The 1,089-nt window shown below is 72.1% G+C and carries 1 protein-coding gene; it reads left to right on the top strand.

All coding sequences use genetic code 11. From position 1 onward, the window contains the following. The coding region (locus DBR34_RS24045) for a type VI secretion system tip protein VgrG (RefSeq protein WP_258224132.1) at positions 1 to 1,069 on the top strand (1,069 nt) is incomplete at its 5' end. Between the last annotated feature and the right edge of the window lie 20 nt (positions 1,070 to 1,089).

The following is a 1,089-nucleotide window of genomic DNA, read 5'->3' as shown; positions in this document are numbered from 1 at the left end:
CGAGTGGGGTGGGCAGGGCTACAGCCGCCTGCTGTTCGACGACAGCGATGCCCAGCTGCGGTTGCAGCTGGCGACCACGCAGGCGTCCAGCGGCCTGAGCCTGGGCCACCTGATCCACCAGGCCGACAATTTCCGCGGCAGCCTGCGCGGCGAGGGGTTCGAACTGCGCAGCGATGCCTGGGGCAGCGTGCGTGGCCGCGCAGGGCTGTGGCTCAGTGCTTACGCGGGCACCAACACCGCCGCAGGCACCGCCTCGGCGCCGGTCGCCCTGCTGGGCCAGCTGGATACGCTGGGCAGCACGTTTGCGGTGGCAGCCGGCACCCATCAAACGGTGCGCCTGGCCGATAGCGAAGGCGTGGTGCGCCCGGCGCACTCCCGGCTGGTGACCGATGCCGCCCCGCTGCAGGCGATGCTGCGCAGTACGCGCACCGCGGTAACGGGCGCGGCCTACCCCGATGCGCGTGGGGCCGCCCCGGACCGCGATGCCGCGGCCGGCGACGGCCGCGTGCCGCACACCGGCGACCCGTTGCTGGGCATCGCCGCACCAGCGGGCATCGCGCACGTGGCCGGGCAGTCGCTGCAGTGGGCGCAGGGCGAAACGCTCACCCTGGGCAGCGGCCTGGCCAGCGAAACCGTGGTGATGGGCCAGGCACGCTGGCACAGCCGGCAGGCGCTGGGCGTGCTTGCCGCTGCACGCACCGGGCAGGGGCCGCAGGCCACCACGCTGAGCGTGGTCAGTGGCAACGGCACGCTGGAAGTACTGGCGCAGAACGATGAGATCCGGGTGCAGTCGCAGGCGGCGCTGCATGGCGCCAGTGCCGAGGCCGCGCTGGAACTTGGCGCTGGGCGCACCCTCCATGTGGCCACGGCCGGCGGTGCCAGTCTCACCATCGAACAGGGCAACATCACCTTCACCGCGCCGGGCACCATCACCGTGCATGCGGCGCGCAAGTCGTTCCAGCCCGGCGGCAGTGGCAACTATCCGTTGCCGGTGTTCCCGCAGTCGGTGTGCAAGGAATGCCTGCTGTTGGCCGCGCAGCGTGCCGCGCCGTTGACCCCGAAGGGCTGATCCATGCTGCCGACGACCTT

Source organism: Stenotrophomonas sp. HMWF003 (assembly GCF_003061285.1).
In the GTDB taxonomy this organism is placed as follows: Bacteria; Pseudomonadota; Gammaproteobacteria; order Xanthomonadales; family Xanthomonadaceae; genus Stenotrophomonas; species Stenotrophomonas maltophilia_AP.
Note: the sequence above shows the minus strand (reverse complement) of the source record. Positions and strands in the feature narration are given on the sequence as shown.